Source organism: Advenella kashmirensis W13003 (genome assembly GCF_000506985.1).
GTDB classification, from domain to species: Bacteria; Pseudomonadota; Gammaproteobacteria; order Burkholderiales; family Burkholderiaceae_B; genus Advenella; species Advenella kashmirensis_A.
In genome coordinates this window covers 826,844-842,151 of sequence record NZ_KI650979.1, presented here as the reverse complement: position 1 = coordinate 842,151, position 15,308 = coordinate 826,844, and the positions used below count along the sequence as shown (strand labels likewise).

The 15,308-nt window shown below is 54.3% G+C and carries 17 protein-coding genes; 4 read left to right on the top strand and 13 right to left on the bottom strand.

All coding sequences use genetic code 11. From position 1 onward, the window contains the following. Positions 1-8: 8 nt before the first annotated feature. Positions 9-1,016 carry a tripartite tricarboxylate transporter substrate binding protein gene (locus W822_RS28075; protein ID WP_024003872.1) on the bottom strand — a complete coding sequence of 336 codons (1,008 nt, stop codon included), beginning with the start codon at positions 1,014-1,016 and terminating at the stop codon, positions 9-11. Further along, positions 1,009-1,875, bottom strand: coding sequence for an HpcH/HpaI aldolase/citrate lyase family protein (locus W822_RS28070; RefSeq protein ID WP_024003871.1), 867 nt, complete (start codon positions 1,873-1,875; stop codon positions 1,009-1,011). Before W822_RS28070 ends, W822_RS28075 begins: the two co-directional genes overlap by 8 nt. 263 nt (positions 1,876-2,138) lie before the next feature. Here W822_RS28070 and W822_RS28065 point away from each other — a divergent pair, with 263 nt between their 5' ends. From W822_RS28065 to W822_RS28055, 3 genes are all read left to right on the top strand, one after another. Beyond that, on the top strand, positions 2,139-2,336 hold the full coding sequence (locus W822_RS28065; protein WP_024003870.1) for a heavy-metal-associated domain-containing protein: 198 nt from the start codon (positions 2,139-2,141) through the stop codon (positions 2,334-2,336). A gap of 81 nt (positions 2,337-2,417) precedes the next feature. Then, a complete protein-coding gene (locus W822_RS46095) occupies positions 2,418-2,831 on the top strand; it encodes a DUF305 domain-containing protein (RefSeq protein WP_253272225.1) in 414 nt (137 codons plus the stop codon). A 57-nt stretch (positions 2,832-2,888) separates the two neighbouring features. Beyond that, positions 2,889-3,770 carry a LysR family transcriptional regulator gene (locus W822_RS28055; protein ID WP_024003868.1) on the top strand — a complete coding sequence of 294 codons (882 nt, stop codon included), beginning with the start codon at positions 2,889-2,891 and terminating at the stop codon, positions 3,768-3,770. A 6-nt stretch (positions 3,771-3,776) separates the two neighbouring features. Here W822_RS28055 and W822_RS28050 read toward each other — a convergent pair whose 3' ends face one another. Genes W822_RS28050 through W822_RS28025 form a run of 6 tightly spaced genes read right to left on the bottom strand, consistent with a single transcriptional unit; the run spans position 3,777 to position 9,405 of the window. Then, positions 3,777-4,628, bottom strand: coding sequence for a TauD/TfdA dioxygenase family protein (locus tag W822_RS28050; RefSeq protein ID WP_024003867.1), 852 nt, complete (start codon positions 4,626-4,628; stop codon positions 3,777-3,779). A gap of 15 nt (positions 4,629-4,643) precedes the next feature. Next, entirely contained in the window at positions 4,644-5,633 is a 990-nt protein-coding gene (locus W822_RS28045) for a Bug family tripartite tricarboxylate transporter substrate binding protein (RefSeq protein WP_031242139.1), read from the bottom strand. A 24-nt stretch (positions 5,634-5,657) separates the two neighbouring features. Next, positions 5,658-6,563, bottom strand: a complete 906-nt coding sequence (locus W822_RS28040; RefSeq protein WP_024003865.1) for an amidohydrolase family protein — start codon at positions 6,561-6,563, stop codon at positions 5,658-5,660. A gap of 23 nt (positions 6,564-6,586) precedes the next feature. Beyond that, complete coding sequence (locus W822_RS28035; RefSeq protein WP_031242137.1) at positions 6,587-7,393, bottom strand: HpcH/HpaI aldolase family protein; 807 nt, start codon at positions 7,391-7,393, stop codon at positions 6,587-6,589. Positions 7,394-7,433: 40 nt separating this feature from the next. Beyond that, entirely contained in the window at positions 7,434-8,369 is a 936-nt protein-coding gene (locus W822_RS28030; protein WP_024003863.1) for an NAD(P)-dependent oxidoreductase, read from the bottom strand. 28 nt (positions 8,370-8,397) lie between these two features. Continuing rightward, entirely contained in the window at positions 8,398-9,405 is a 1,008-nt protein-coding gene (locus W822_RS28025) for a Bug family tripartite tricarboxylate transporter substrate binding protein (RefSeq protein ID WP_024003862.1), read from the bottom strand. 164 nt (positions 9,406-9,569) lie between these two features. Between W822_RS28025 and W822_RS28020 the strand changes: the two genes are divergently transcribed. Continuing rightward, a complete protein-coding gene (locus W822_RS28020; RefSeq protein ID WP_024003861.1) occupies positions 9,570-10,505 on the top strand; it encodes a LysR family transcriptional regulator in 936 nt (311 codons plus the stop codon). Between the two features lie 48 nt (positions 10,506-10,553). Here W822_RS28020 and W822_RS28015 read toward each other — a convergent pair whose 3' ends face one another. From W822_RS28015 to W822_RS27995, 5 genes are all read right to left on the bottom strand, one after another. After that, positions 10,554-11,279, bottom strand: a complete 726-nt coding sequence (locus tag W822_RS28015) for an amino acid ABC transporter ATP-binding protein (protein ID WP_024003860.1) — start codon at positions 11,277-11,279, stop codon at positions 10,554-10,556. A 24-nt stretch (positions 11,280-11,303) separates the two neighbouring features. Continuing rightward, positions 11,304-11,999, bottom strand: coding sequence for an amino acid ABC transporter permease (locus tag W822_RS28010; protein WP_024003859.1), 696 nt, complete (start codon positions 11,997-11,999; stop codon positions 11,304-11,306). 12 nt (positions 12,000-12,011) lie between these two features. After that, positions 12,012-12,707: an amino acid ABC transporter permease gene (locus tag W822_RS28005; RefSeq protein ID WP_024003858.1), complete on the bottom strand. Its 696-nt coding sequence runs from the start codon at positions 12,705-12,707 to the stop codon at positions 12,012-12,014. Between the two features lie 99 nt (positions 12,708-12,806). Beyond that, the gene (locus W822_RS28000) at positions 12,807-13,688 is read right to left on the bottom strand and encodes an ABC transporter substrate-binding protein (RefSeq protein ID WP_024003857.1); all 882 of its coding nucleotides are present in this window, start codon (positions 13,686-13,688) and stop codon (positions 12,807-12,809) included. Beyond that, positions 13,672-15,300, bottom strand: coding sequence for a rhodanese-like domain-containing protein (locus W822_RS27995; RefSeq protein ID WP_051401601.1), 1,629 nt, complete (start codon positions 15,298-15,300; stop codon positions 13,672-13,674). The genes W822_RS28000 and W822_RS27995 overlap by 17 nt, the downstream gene beginning before the upstream one ends. Between the last annotated feature and the right edge of the window lie 8 nt (positions 15,301-15,308).

Here is a 15,308-nt window from a genome sequence, read left to right as displayed (position 1 = left end):
ATCCGTGTTTATTTCTGTACGTGAATATCGCTGTCTTTGGCGACCTTTTTCCAGAGTGCGATGTTGTCGCTGATTTCCTTGTCGAAGTCTTTGGCCGTCATATAGGCCGCTTCGGCGCCTTCTTTCAGGAAGAATTTTTTCAGTTCCTCCTCGGCGGTGACTTGCTTGAGGGCGTCGTTGAGTTTGTTGACGATAGCGTCGGGAGTTCCCCTGGGCGCAAGAATGCCCCACCAAATTTTGAAGTTATAACCGGGTACATCGGTAGCAATTGTCGGCAGATCAGGCGCGACCTGGCTTTTCTCGCTGCTGGTTACGCCCAGTGCTATGGCTTTGCCTGTGCCGACAGCGGGCAGCAGTGACGGACCACTGGCAATTAACACATCCACCTGATCGCCGATCAGCGCATTGGTTGCCGGGCCCATTCCCTTAAAGGGCACATGAGTCATCTTGATTTTTGCCAGCGAGTTCATCATTTCAGTCGCAAACTGATTACTGCTGCCAGGGCCGGAGGAGGAGTAATTCAACTGGCCGGGATGCGTCTTGGCATAATCGATCAGATCGGCAACCTTGGTGATGCCTAAAGATTTGCGCGCGGCGAGAATAAAAGGGCCTTCGGCCATCAGACCGACTCCGCGCAGGTCTTTGATGGGATCAAAGGGCAGTGTTGGCTGGATGGCTGCGTTGGTGGTAAAGCTGGACGAGACCGCCGCCAGGGTGTAGCCATCAGGTTTGGCGCGTGCCACTTGCATGGTGCCGATGGAGCCGCCGGCACCACCCTTGTTCTCAATGACAACGGTAGTTTTAAGGAGTGTGCCCAGTTTCATGCCAACCGCGCGGGCAAACGTATCATTGGAGCCGCCCGGCGGATAAGGCACGACCAGGGTAATGGGCCGGTCGCCCGGGAAATCTGCAGCATCTGCCGCTACAGCGATGATGGGCTGCGCCAGCACAGTCAAAAGCAATGCGGCTGCGGCGGTGTGTACAAAGGACTTGTTGTGCGTCTGTTTTCTATTCAATGTTGTCTCCTGGATGGATGGAAGTCTTGGCCGTCTGGCGAAGAATCATTTTTGCTTTATTGATAAAAGGGACATCAATCATCTGACCGTCCAGGACATAAGCGCCATGTGCGGTGTTGCCAGCCGATTCGACGATTTTTTGCGCCCATTCGATTTCTTCCTGGCTTGGCGTGAATATTTCATTTGCAATCGCCACCTGTGAAGGATGGATACATGTTTTACCCAGGAAACCCAGCGACCGGGCCAGTTGCGCTTCCTGCCTGTACCCGTCCATATTGCGAATATCGGCATAGGCAGTGTCATAGGCATACACGCCGGCACTGCCCGCCGCCAGACGCAATTGCATCATCACATGGTGTACATTGGCCGGCTCATAGCGATGAATACCCTGTGGCTCAAACAGATCACCCAGTCCCAGTTGCAGACCTGCGATTCTTCTGTCAGCCGCAGCAATGCCTGCAGCGTTGACCAGCGCCAGCGGTGTTTCGATATTGACCAGGATGGCGGGCGGCTTGTCGATTGCGCTTGCCGCCTTGTCGAACGCCACGAAGAAATCCTGCATTTGTTCGGCGGACTCAATCTTGGGGATATTGATCAGATCGACCGATTCAAGCATGCACGCCTGCAGGTCGTCGCTGAACCAGGAGGTGCTCATGTCGTTGATACGCACAATAATGGTTTTGGGCTGCGTGCCGCGCTCCAGCGTTTGCAGGAAATCGGCCAATTGCCGGCGCGCCTGTTCTTTATGTTGCTCCAGTACGGCGTCTTCCAAATCAAAAGACAGTGCATCTGCCGGGCTGTTGAGTGCTTTTTCGAATAGTTCAGGTCGCGATGCCGGAACGAATAGTTTGCTTTTCATTTTTTCCTCCTTTTACAACGACGGATCATAAGGCATAAAAGATAGAAAAAGTGTGGGTATTTTTATCTTAAAACGATAGTAAATATGTCTTATTGGGCGGACTGAATAGCTGGCTTGCCTCGCTGTTCCGGTCGCGAAGGCCGAACGCCATGTGGCTTAGCCGTTGCCATGAGAGAAATGGCATTCGTAATGAAATAATCCTTGACCTTCCCACTGTTGTAACCTTTATTCTGCAATCTGTAATGAACAGATGAGGTGATGATATGCAATTTCGAATCGAAGATATGACTTGTGGTGGTTGCGTACGTCGGGTTACCAAAGCTGTACAGTCAGTGGATCCTGATGCGGTGGTAGATGCAGATGTGGCGGGGCGCCAGGTGCGAGTCAGTTCGACCGCGCCAGAGGCGCAGATCGTGGCTGCCCTGGAAGGGGCAGGCTATCCTCCCAGCCAGGGACGATGATTGAAACTTCAATCAGTCAGGCGGCGACAGCTGTGGCTGGTGTCGCAGCGGGGGGGGATTTTTTATTTCAAAGGAAATATTATGTCTGAATATACACAATCTGGTTTTGCAGGCGGCGTAGCTCGCCGTGGTCTGTCTATCGCCGTACTGGCGTTAAGCGGCTTTGCGATGACAATGCCTGCCATGGCTCAGACGACGGGTCACGCCGCAGGGCATACGGCAGCGACGACGAACGCGCCGATGGATATGCACGGATCAATGACCGGCATGCAGCATGATATGGCGGCGGTCAAGGCTTCTGGCGATACTGACTACGACTTTGCCGTCATGATGAGAATCCATCATCAGGGGGCGGTTGATATGGCGCAGATGGAGTTGGACAAGGGAAAAGACCCAAAATTGCAGGCCATGGCAAAAGAGATCATCGAAGCCCAGAAAAAGGAAATCGCCCAGTTTGACGAATGGATTGCCGATTACGAAAAGCGCAAGAAATAGGGCAATTACGTTCATAATAGCGGCTTGAGGACAACAATCAGCGGCCGTGCTCGTATTATGAACACCCATTTCATTCGCACTTTTTTATTGGTCCACCAACTGGGCTCCATGGCGCAGGCCGCCAGAAAACTGAATGTGACCCACGGCACCGTGGCCCAGCAAATCGCGGCCCTGGAAAAAGAGATCGGAGTCGCGCTGGTGGCACGCGCCGGTAAAACGGTGCATGTGACCGAGGCGGGGCTGCGCCTGCTGGACCGCTTCATGCTGATTGTCAATGAAGTGGATGCGCTGCCCGGACTGGCCAATTCAAATGAAATTCGCGGCGAGCTGCGGATCGGCGCCGGGAACAGCGCACTTAACAGTGTGCTGCCCGATATTCTGAGTCTGTTGGTCCGTCGCTATCCTGATGTGCATGTCGTTGTGCAGCCAGGCGTGTCACCGGATTTTTATCGTGATATCGAAAATGGCGACCTGGATGCGGCGATTGCCATAGAACCGCCCTACGCTTTGCCCAAATCCCAGGAGTGGGTGCTGCTTCGCGAAGAACCGTTTGTGTTGCTGGCCTCGGAAATGCATCGCGGCAGGCCGCCAGACCAGCTGTTGCGCACCGAACCGTTCATCCGGTATGACCACAACAGTTGGAGCGGCAAGCTGATCGAGCAGTATTTGCGCGCGGTGGCCATCACGCCCATTGAGCGTTTTGAACTGAACGCGATCGAATCCATTGCGCTGATGGTCAATCAGAATCTGGGTGTTGCGATCATTCCCGACTCGGCCAATTTGTACAAGCGTGATCTGAAAATTATCAAAATTCCTCTGCCGGAAGTGAGTGCGCCGCGCCGCTTCGGCCTGGTCTGGTCACGCAAATCGGCACGTATCCGACTGGTGCGCGCGTTTTGTGAGGCGGCAGTAGCGGCGTACAGGTCGCTGAATCGGTAGATAACGCTATGTGAACGCCGGTTCCAGTTGCTGTCCCTTGAGCATGATTCGATACAAATAGCGATATTCTTCCGGATCATAATCGGCATTGGCCTGGTGCATGACGCTACGGTTGTCCCAGATGACAAGATCGCCGACCCGCCATTGGTGGCGGTATTCGTATTTTGACTGTGTCGCGTGTTTATACAGTTGATCAATCAGTGCGAAGCCGTCTTCCGGCTCCATGCCTTCGATGCCTTCCATCCTTCCGGTATTCATGTAAAGTGCCGGCCGGGCGCTGATCGGGTGCTTGATAACGATCGGCTGAATAACGTTGGGAATGGCAGCATGTTCTTCGGCTGTCAGCTTGGCGAAGCTTCTGGGGCTGCGGCTGCTTTCGTAGATGTGTTTCGAGCGCAGCGTGGCAATTTTCTTTTTCATATTGTCGGACAAATCGTCATACGCCTTGCGCACATCGACAAACTGCGTGTCGCCGCCGTAAGAGGGAATTTCGACCGCCAGAAGGCTGGTCGCCTTGGGCGGCTCCAGGTAATTGGAATGATCTGTGTGGTAATTCTCTCCCCGGACTTGCAGTTTGCCGTTTTTGCGGGGTAAATCGCGGGTTGAATTAATGCCCACCAGTGGATGATCGGGAAGAATGAACTGCTTGACCTGCTGCTCCATTAATTCACCGAAAATCCTGCCCGTTTCAACAAATTGTGCCGGTTCAAGATACTGGTTGCGAAACACCAGCACGGCGTGTTCGGCAAACAGCTTGTTGAGCTGTTCCCTTGTTTCTGCAGTCGCGGGTTGCGCAAGGTCGATATTCGATATTTCAGCACCGAATATGCTGTTGATAGGTAATACTTGCAATGCCATTTCGATGTCTCCTGTTTATTTCTGTGAATGGTCCAGTCCGGTTTGCTGTGCTACAGCGGCCCACTTTTTGGTTTCCTCTGCGATGCGCTGATCGAACTGCTCGCGGGTTGCGCTTGTGATCTGGGCGCCTTCGCTGGCCAGGCTGTCTTTCAGTTTGGGATTGGACAGAACTGCGTTAATGTCCCTATGCAAGGCCTCGACAATGTCACCGGGCGTGCCTTTGGGGGCCATGATGCCCCACCAGTTGGTGGCGTCCACGTCGATTCCTTCTTCTTTAAGAGTGGGAATATCGGGAATGAGTGCGACGCGTTCGGGACCGGCGACCGACAGGATTTTGACTTTTCCGGAATTGACGTAAGGCTGCATTTGGATAAGGCTGCCCAGCGCAACCTGAACATTGCCCGATGCCAGATCGACCAGCGCAGGTGCGCCGCCTTTATAATGAACGATCGTCAGATCCGCGCCTGTTTTCAGTTTGAACAATTCCACCGCAAAGTGCTGGAAACTGGCCACGCCCGACGAGCCGAAATTCACTTTGCCCGGATTCTTCCTTGTGTATTCGATCAGTTCCCTGACCGAGTTGACCGGCAACGAGGCATTGACGGCAATCACGCTGGGCCCCTGGCCCAGAAGGGCAACGGGGATGAACGAATCCACCGGGTCGTAGTTGAGTTTCATCACTGACGGGTTCATGGTGAAGGTGGACGAGATCAATAGCAGGGTATTGCCGTCAGACGCAGCGCGGGCCACTTTTTCCGAGCCGATGGTGCCGCCGGCGCCGGGTTTGTTTTCGATAATCACGCTGCGGTGCAATCGCGTCGTCAGCAGATTGGCCACCGCACGTCCTACAATGTCGTTGCTGCCGCCGGGCGCAAAGGGCACGACAATTTGCAGCGGTCGTGATGTCGTTTCAGCGGCGGTCAGAGCGGGCGCGGTTGCCAGCAGGGAGCACAGGCTGAATATACAGATACCTATGCTGCGCCGGATAATATTTTTGGGTTTCATTGTTTGTCTCCTGTCTTTCCTTGGTTAAGTTGCTGTCCGGTCGAAGTCATACAGTCGGCCGGGATTATCCACTAATATTTTTTTTAATATTTCATTTGACCCAACCCATTCGGCCAGGCGGTTGAGCGCCTGAATGTCGTCGACGTCATTGAACGGTTCGATTTCATCCTTGTTGCGGGGTATCCCCGGGCGGGCACCAGGATGGGGCCAGTCACTCCCCCATATCACATGTGTGTCGTTAGCTTCTATCAAGGCCTTGAGGATCGGCTGTACATCGGCAAAGCCGCCGGCCGATGAAATGCGCTGGACCGCAGATGCCTTGATCCAGGCCTTGCCGCAAGCGAGCATGTCCAGCAGGATGTCAAACCCTTCCTGCTGGGTTCCGTCGCACGCCCGGGCATGCGCGAAGTGGTCAATGACAACGTTGGTCGGCAGGGCCAGCAGCGTCTTGTGCAGTTGCGTGAGAACATGCAGGTTGGTAAACATTTGTACATGCCAGCCGAGATCCGCCACCCGGTTGGCCGTCCATGTCAGCTCCCGGGCCGCGACTGCGGGATCGTCGATCCCGTGCGTTTGCAGATTGACACGCACGCCCCTGACCCCGGCGTCGTGCATCCTGGATAGCGTGTCATCTGCAATGGTTCTGTCAATGACGGCAACCCCCCGTCCGATCGCCGGTATCGTTTGCAATGCATCGAGCAGGCAGGTGTTGTCTGAGCCGTATGGGGAGGGTTGCACAAGTACGACCCGTTCAAGATGGCACCGTTTCAAATGGAGTAACAAGGCAGCCAGGGGTGCGTCGCCAGGCGTATAGGTACGTTCCGGGGAAAACGGGTATTGCGCGCTGTTGCCGAATACATGCGTGTGACAGTCACAAGCCTCCGGCGGCATGGCAAAGCTAAGCGTCTCCTGCTGCATTTCATTTGACATGGCGTTGCGATCTCCCTGTGTCGTTAGCGATAGGTAATGTCGGTCACCTGTTTGGCCTTGGCCGTGCAGGCTGACAGTAGAAAGGCGATATCGGTCCCGGTTGACACGTACCGGGCGCCCATCCTGACGAATTTTTCGGCCAGGTCCGGGCGTGAAGACAGTCCGCCCACGCCGCAATGCTTGCCTGCCTTGCGGCAGGCTGCGATCGTATCGGTGAATGCTTTCTCTACCAGGGGATGATCGTATTGTCCGGCGATGCCCATGTCGGCGGTCAGATCGTTGGTGCCGATCAGCACCATATCGACACCGTCTACCGCCAGTATTTCATCTGCCTGTTCCAGCGAGGCGGCGGTCTCGAACTGGACAATCACCATCGTGGCCTGATTGAGAACCGGGTAGGCCTGGGAGGCAGGGAAGGCGCGGTATTGCAAATGTGGCAAACCGCCAGCGGCGGAACGCTCGCCCAATGGCTGGAACTTGGCGTAGGAAACCACTTCGCGCGCTTCTTCCGCAGACGTAATATGTGGTGCAATAATACCCAGCGCACCCGCGTCCAGGACGCGTGAAATCCATTCCGGGGTTTTGGCCGGCACACGCACAAAAGGCGCAATGCCCAGCGCCAGCGCCGACATGCATATCTGGCCGGTCATGTCCATTGACAGGCTGCTATGTTCCATATCGATGTAGATCGAGTCAAAACCGGCGGTTTTGGCTATTTGCGCGATTTCAATACCTCGTACCAACCTGACGGTCATGGAAGACACCACTTCGTCGTTATCGAGTTTTTCACGCACGTTGTTTTTCAATATATCGCTGGCTTTCAGATTCATTGTGTTTCCTGATGCTTAAGGGGATTGTCGAAACGTTATGTCAGTTGACCTGGTTGGCAGGCGGGTGCCCGGCCAGCACATCAATGACCTGCTGGGCAACCTGCAATGCGCTCTTCTGCTGTGTTTCCCGGGTGCCGCCTGCCGCGTGCGGCGTAGCGACGACATTTGGGAGCGAAAGCAGGGGGTGATCGGCGGGCGGCGGCTCCTGCTCGAACACGTCCAGCCCTGCGCCGAACAGATGGCCGGCGCGCATGACTTCGTAGAGCGCCTGTTCATCGATGATGCCGCCTCGCGAAGTGTTCACAATCACCGCGTCGGGTTTCATGCTTTCCAACTGCTTGCGGCCGATCATGTGGCGACTTTCCGTTGTCAGGGGCAGATGCAGGGAGACGACATCCGCCTGCGTCAGTACCGCGTCCAGAGAGTCAACGCGTTGATGCGGGATGTCCTGCCAGGCGTTTTCAGGGGCATAGGGGTCATGGCAAATAATCTTTGCGTCAAATGCCCCTATCCATTTGCGGGCAACGCGGGTGCTGATATTGCCCATGCCGATCAGCCCTACGGTCTTGCCTGCCATCTCCAGGCCCAGGTGCTGGGGGCGCACGATCTCTTGGCCGGCCCGCAGCATTCGGTCGAAGCGGCATATGCGTCGAGTCACGCTCAGTGCCAGTGAAAAAGCCAGTTCCGCCACGGCCTCGCTATTGACACCGGGGGTCCGGCAAACCGGAATAGCGTGCAGTCGTGCCGCTTCCAGATCGATCGTGTCGACGCCCACACCTTGTTTGCAAATCACTTTGACCTTTTTTGCCCGGGCAAGGTCCTGCCCGGTAATGGGTGTCATGCGGACCATGACGCCATCGGCATCGTCCGGCCAGCTGGCGATCGCCGGGTCCGGCCAGCAGACGACCTGCGCATGTTCTTTGGCAAGATTGACGCCGGCTTCGTGGAAGGCGTCGAGTATGTAGATTTTTTTCATATGCAATATCGGTTGGGAAGGTGTTGAATTACTGTTTTTGAATGCCGGCTTGTTCGATGACGGTTTTCCACCATGCAGTGTCCTTTTTCAGGAGCGCGGTCATCTCGTCGGGTGTGTTCGCTTTGGCCGTGACGCCGAGCGCCTGGAATTTTGCTTTGGTATCTTCCATTGCAACTGCCTTGCCGATTGCCGCATTCAATTTGGCGATGATTGCCGGGTCCGTGCCGTGAGGGGCAGCCAGGCCGTTCCATGCAGATACGGCATAGTCCTGCAGACCGGCTTCTTTGAGGGTCGGCACGTTCGGGAGTCCCGCGAAGCGGGTTGCTTCGGACACCGCGACAGCCCTGAGTTCTCCAGAGGTCACATGAGGCAGCACAGGGGCGATGGTTTCGAAGGCCGCGTCCACGTCACCGGCACGCACAGCCCTGATGACGTCGGCGGACGATTTGTAGGGAACAACATTCATGTTGACACCGGTCATGGATTTGAATATTTGGGCGGACAGGTATTGGGCGCTGCCTACAGAGACGGTTGCAACAAAAAAATCTTTCTGTTTTTTCTTTGCCTGTCCGATGATGTCTGCAAGCGTCCGCATGTCGGATTTGCCATTGACGATCAACGCAAAGCCAAAGTTTCCGATCAGCGAAACCATGTCGAAGTCTTTGATCGGATCAAAGGGTAGCGAACGGAAAAGAGACGGCGTCATGGCGAAGTTGCCCGCCGCTATAAAATTGAGCGTATACCCGTCTGGCTTGGCCTGTTGCGCGGTTTGCGATGCCACGATGCCGCCCGCGCCCGGCTTGTTTTCAACTACGAACGGCTGTCCCAGTGATTCTGTCAGCTTTTGCGCGATGATGCGGATTGTCAGATCACCGGTCCCGCCGGGGCCATATCCGACAATGATTCTTACCGGCCTTTCGGGATACGAATCGGGGTTTGCATGGGCCTGGCTGCCGGCGATGGCGAAGGTAGCGGCAAGGCCGGCGATGCAGGCGATGCTGGTGCGCAGCCATGCGGCTGCGTGCGATGGGTTCATGTTGTCTCCTGTTCCATCTTGTTTTGCGTCATGCATGACGATGATTGTTTGTTGACTGCATTATGGATGTCGGGGTAATAGGGATCAAATCGTTTTTTGGGGCTGCGACATAACCTATACTTATGGCTTCGGCGTCGGCGCCTGGATCGTACAGAGACCTTTTTATGATCAATCTTCGATACCTTGAAGTGTTTCATGCCATTATGCGTTCCGGCTCGATCACGGCTGCCGCGCGGTCACTGCATATTTCGCAACCCGCGGTCAGCGAGATGCTCAAACAGGCGGAATCACGGATGAAAATCCAGCTGTTTGAAAGAACCGGCGGCCGCTTGACGCCAACGCCCGAGGCCAAAGCGTTGTTCCCGGATGTTGCTTCTGTGTTTGGGCGCCTGGACGCAATCGACAGGCAGGTGCAGGATCTTGCAGGAGGGCGGCTGGGAAATCTTTCCCTTGCCGCAGCCTTTCCCATTGCGAATGGCTACCTGACCAAGGCGGTGGCGACGTTTCTTGCGACCCGCCCTTCAGTGCAGGTCGCGTTGCAGTCATTGACATCGCCTCAGGTGGCGGAGCGTGTTGCGTACGGGGAAGCGGAGCTGGGTCTGGCCTACAATTTTGAGTCGCTGAGCAAGGCCGTTGAAGCCGAAGTTCTGGTCGATTCGGCTATCGCCTGCGTGCTGCCGGAATCGCATCCGCTGGCCAAATATGACGAAATCGATTTAAAGGATCTGGCGCCGTATCCGATCATTACCTATTTGCCCCAGGCCGTGCTTCGCGGGTATGTGGACAGGGCGTTGGCCGATGCCGGGGTGGCGCCCGTCGTGGCGGTGCAGGTCAGCCTGTCGCTAACCGGTATCATGATGTCGTACTACGGCGCGGGCATTGCGCTGGTGGAGCCGTTTCTATTGACATCGCTTACTTTTCCCGGTCTTGTCGCCAGACCGCTGCGGCCATACATCAGTCTGAAGACGCTGCTTATCCGCCCGGCGGGCGCCTCGCGTTCCCTGGTTGCAAATGATTTTGTAGAGGAATTGAAAAAGACCATCAACGAGAGCCAGGAGTTGCTGGTGCGCAGTTACGGCTCCAGCTTTGCAGGGGAATAGCTGGAGCCCGCCTTCACTGATGCATGGCGGTAGCGTCGGTTCTTGGCTTCAGTGAATAATGTCGGCCAGAAATTTTCGGGCACGCTCATGCGTGGCTTGCGTAAAGAAGGCATTTGAAGTGGTGTCTTCCAGTAGTTTCCCCTGATCCATGAACCAGATACGATCAGCAACTTCACGGGCGAAATTCATCTCATGAGTCACGCAAATCATCGTCATGCCGTCGGCGGCCAGCTTTTTCATCACGTTCAGCACCTCGCCCACCATTTCCGGATCAAGCGCGCTGGTCGGTTCGTCAAAAAGAATGACGGGAGGCTGTTGCGCGAGAGCGCGGGCAATCGCTACGCGTTGCTGCTGTCCGCCGGAAAGATTAGCGGGCATGTCGTCTTTTTTTGCATAAAGACCGACTTTCTCTAATAGTTCGTCTGCCATTTCATAGGCTTGTGCTTTTGATTGCCCGGCGACTTTGATGGGAGATAATGCGACATTGTCTTTCACCGATAAATGCGGGAAAAGATTGAAATGCTGGAATACAAAGCCGATTCCGGCACGCAATTGATTAATATTGACATGCTTGTCGTTGATGCACTGGCCTTGCACGCGTATGGTGCCGCTGGCGATATCTTCAAGTTTGTTGATGGTCCGGATCATGGTGGACTTGCCGGATCCTGACGGGCCACAAACCACCACGACCTCCCCGGTGCTCACTTCACCATTGATATCTCTCAAGGCATGGTAGGTTTTATACCATTTGTTCACGTTTTCAAATTTGATCATTGTCGTCTCCTTATGATGTTGGCGTCAGGCCGCTTGGCCCATGCGTTTTGCGGTCAGATGTGCTTCCAGTATTTTTGCCAATCTGGACAGGAGTGCACATATGAAAAAATAGAACATCGCCAGCACGAGATACGTGCGTAAGGTTCCTGTCAATTCGATGCTGTTGATCTGTTGCGCCGAGAATGCCGCTTCGTTGACGCCAATAATGTAGACGATGGAAGTGGCTTTGATCGTTGACACAAATTGATTCAGCAGAGACGGAATCATATTGCTCAGCGCTTGCGGCAACTGGATAGTGAACAGGGTCTGGAAATACCCTAACCCCATGGCACGCGCTGCTTCCACCTGTCCGGCAGGCAATGACTGCAGGCCGCCCCGTATGATTTCTGCCAGAAAAGCCGATTCATAAATCACAATTGCAGCGACTGCTGTCCAGAACGGCGGTATTTCCGTTTTCATAATCGTGGGCAACAGGAAATAGGCCCAGAAGATGATCATGATGAGAGGGATGGAGCGAAACACATACACCCAGATGGTGGAAAGATGCCGGATAGTGCCTATTTCACTGGTTCTGCCTGTACCAATGAGCATGGCGATCGGGAAGGCCGCTGTCAGGCTGAGCGCCGCAAGGATCAGTGTGCCTGCAAACCCGCCAATGGGGCCGCCGGGCCATGAGCCGACCAGAAACATCATGCCGTAGGTTGAGATGAAGTCGTACATGTTGATGTCCTTCTATCTTTTGAAGTTTGCGGGGTAGCGACGGGCCACCTGTGCACCCAGCAGCGCAATCATCAGCGATATCACGAGATACAGAAAGGTCGATATCATGAAGATCTGGAACGTCTGGAAGGTAATGTTCTCGATACGCTTGACTTGATAGGTCAATTCGGTCACCCCGATCACCATGGCCAGACTGGTGTCTTTGAACAGAATCAGGGAGCGATTGATAATCGGCGGAACGGCGATGCGTACGGCCTGTGGGAGCACGACACAGCGCAGCGCCTGCATCGAACTGAGGCCCACCGCTCTTGCCGCCTCCAGTTGGGTGCCTGCGATTGCTTTGATACCGGAGCGGATATCTTCGTAATAATAGGCACTGACATTCAGTGATAGTGCGATCAGGGCAAAGGAAAATTCGGAATTGCCCTGGTTGATCCATAATTTGAGTGCCTTTGGCAGGATTTCCGGCATACCGAAGTACCAAACCATGATCTGCACAACGGTCGGCACATTTCTGTGATACTCCACATACAGGCTGATAAGCGCTCGCACCAGACGGAATGGAATGAGATTGGCAGCCGTCAACAGCAGGGCGATCACAAATCCGCACGCAAGGGCCCCGATAAAAAGGCGCAACGTGACTGAAATACCGGTTAAAAGCAGATGAACGGTTTCGGGATCGGATAGCAAGGAAAGCGAGAAATTCATGGCAAGCTGGGGAACGACGTTCCCCGGATCTCCTGTATGCGGGATCGCATGCGTGCGATGCTGGCACGCGTTTGTTGACCCATTAAAAGAAAGGGGGCGCTATTGAGCTGTCGCGTTATCTGTCTGGGTAACAGGCTCCACTTTGAATTCACGGGTCAATTTATAAATTGAATCGGCACCCAGCCACTTATTGAATATCTTGTCCAATTCACCGGATTGATCCATTGCCTGGAGCGCCTCGTTGACTGCCCCTTTTAGCTCGGGCTCTCCTTTATTCATGATGACGCCGATATGCTCTGTTGCTGTGGGCTGTTCAAGCAATACCGCAGGGGAACCGGTTTTTTGCGAGTCGTTCGAAAAGCGCAGTAGCACCAGTTCTCCGGCGCTCATCGCTTGCACCTTGTCGTTCTGCAGGCCCAAATAGCACTGTGAAATATTCTGGTACGTGAGAATATCCGCTCCGGGGATCGCTTTTTGGGCGATAGCAGCGGAGCTGGATCCCGATGATGCGCAGACTTTTTTGCCTTTCAGGTCTGCCAGTGTTTTGATACCTGAATCTTTTTTAACCAGCACTTTAATATTCCCCTGCAGATACTGAAGGCTGAAATCCACTTCCTGTGCTCTTTTGGGTAACCATGCTACTGATCCTGCAACAATATCCACGCGGCCCATTTTTACTTCCGGAATGCGCGCTTCCGTCGAAACGGGTTTGTGTTGCAGCTTTACGCCCAAGTGGCTTGCGATCGCCTGACAGATATCGACATCGTAACCCACGTATTTTCGTTCTTTTGGATCCTGATAGCCATAGGGCGAACTGGCATTCTGCGTTGCGCAGATCAACGTTCCGCGGCTTTTGATATCCTCAAGGCGATTGGCATATGCTGAGCTGCTCCATGTAGCACCCAGTATGGAAATTATGAGCAGCGCGGCGCTTGCGCTTGCAGAACGGGTTGGCAGCGTGTTGCTATTTCGTTTCTTCATTATTGGCTCCGGTAAAGTTTGCATCAAATGAAAACGTCTGGCGTTCCTGTTCATCAATCTGCGAAATGAGGTTGGTTTCCCATTCGAGATATTTTCTGGCGGCTTCCTTATTCCCCTGGTGACGGTCGTGCACAAAAAACAGGAAGTCAATACATGCGTGGTCTTCAAGGGCATCGTCTTCATCGCTTACAGGCAGGCCGCAGCGACTGATGGAGAGTGCGTCCATACATATGAGATAAATATCAGTATGTCCTGCGCGTTCAAGATCACCAGCGAGCAATTGAAGTTTGTCCTGGCTCTCCCCGATCAATAAGACTGCTGTTGTCTTGTTCTGAGGAGCCGCTGCGCCGAGTGTCGGGCGTATTGCCCAATCGCTGTTTTTCAGCCGTAATTTTCGAAACTGCATACTGGCGCGCGTATCGATTATTTTTGCATCAGGGTTATTGGTGATAAACCGGGAGACATCGGCCGGAGTCAATGTTGTTGTGTGTTGCAGGACTGGCTTGTGATTGCCGGGGCGAGGTGTCACTTCAAGCGCGGCGGGATTTTTTAGCAAATACACTTCCCAGCCTTGTTGCTTGAGCCAGCTTGCCGTCACTGGAGCCCGAATGCCGTCGAAATCCAGCAGAACAAGTCTTGATTTCCGTACGCCGATATATTCATCCGTTGCCTGAATGAGCTGGCCGCCGGGTGTATGCTGCACGATGGTCGGCAGCTTGTCCCGAGCATATTCTTCCGGCGTGCGGATATCACACAGAAATGTAGAGCGATTACCCTGAGACAGCCACTCCGAGACCTGAGGTGCGTCCACTGTGCCGATGTTGTGGCGTCTGGCGACAGCGGCCGAGCGTGCGCGCAACATCGGCAGATCTTCGTCTTTGACCTCTCCAGGATAGAGCCGGTCCGACTGGTGTTCCAGTTGCAGGTCTGCCAGATACCATCCCTGGGTCCCGTTTTCCAAAGCGTAGACGGTGTTGGGGATTCCCAGATTGATGAGCGTCTGGGCCCCGACAATACTACGTGTGCGGCCCGCACAGTTAATGACAATTGTGGTTTCAGGATCGGGCGCCAACTGACCGGCGCGCAAGGCCAGTTCGCCGTTCGGGCAGCATACGGATCCCGGAATATTCATTTTTTTGTACTCAGGTACGGGCCGCCCGTCCAGCACGACGATTTTATGACTATCGTCATTTAGCCATTGGTGCAGTTCCAGCGCCGTGACTCTTGGCGTGTCGTAGGCGTGCTCGGCAAGCTCACCGAATGTTTTGCTTGGCAGGTTTACCCCTGCGAAGGTGGCGTAGCCCTCGGTCTGCCAGCCCTGTATGCCGTCCTGAAGGATACTCAGATTTGTATAGCCCATCCTGGACGCTGCCATGCAGGCCGATGTTATGACTTCGCTTTCGTGCCGGTTACCGTAAAGAACAACGCGCGTACTTTTTCTGGGAATGAGTCTTTCAATTTCCAGTTCCAGCACGCTGTAAGGCAAAGAGACGGCGAAAAAAAGGTGATTCTCGCCATATTGGCCATGTTCCCGTACATCCAGAATGGCTATTTCTTCTGCGTCATGGATCTGCTGTTTTAATGCGTGTGCATCGATATATTCGGTTTTCAATGTGTCGC